We start from the raw sequence: 514 nt of genomic DNA, 5'->3' as shown, positions 1-514 counted from the left end.
TAGTCAGCGTCGCCGGAGTAGGCGGTCTTCACGACGTCGGCACCGAGTTCCTCGGCGATGCGGACGGCGTGTGCGAGGCTCTCGGCGTCGTGTTCGTCCACGCCCGGCCCGCGCGCGTAGCTCATCGCGAGGACCGGAATGCCGAGCCTGTGGGCGGTTTCGGTCAGATCGCCGAGTTCGGTCAGCTGATCGGGCTCGTGATCGCTGCCGATGTTGATGTGGAAGGAGACCGCGTCCGCACCCGCGCGGAGCGCTTCTTCGACCGAGCCCGTCCGCCGTTTGTCCTCTTCGTCTGGACCGATGACCGTCGAGCCGTTGTGGTGAACGATGTAGCCTTTCCCGTTCTTGTTTCCGTGGACGCGCGGTGCGACGCCTTTCTGCGTGAGGACGGCGTCTGCGCCGCCGCGCGTGATCGAGTCGACTGTCGATTCGAGACCTACGAGGCCCTTTACAGGGCCGAGTGTGATGCCGTGGTCCATCGGGACGACGAGGCATCGCCCCCCTGTCGAGATGC

1 pseudogene is annotated in these 514 nt (G+C 66.0%); it reads right to left on the bottom strand.

The window, feature by feature from the left end:
- Window positions 1–512: pseudogene (locus DEQ92_RS21900) on the bottom strand (fructose-bisphosphate aldolase); the annotation flags it as partial.
- Window positions 513–514 lie beyond the last annotated feature (2 nt).

Source organism: Haloferax sp. Atlit-6N, assembly GCF_003383195.1.
Taxonomy (GTDB): Archaea; Halobacteriota; Halobacteria; order Halobacteriales; family Haloferacaceae; genus Haloferax; species Haloferax gibbonsii.
Note: the sequence above shows the minus strand (reverse complement) of the source record. Positions and strands in the feature narration are given on the sequence as shown.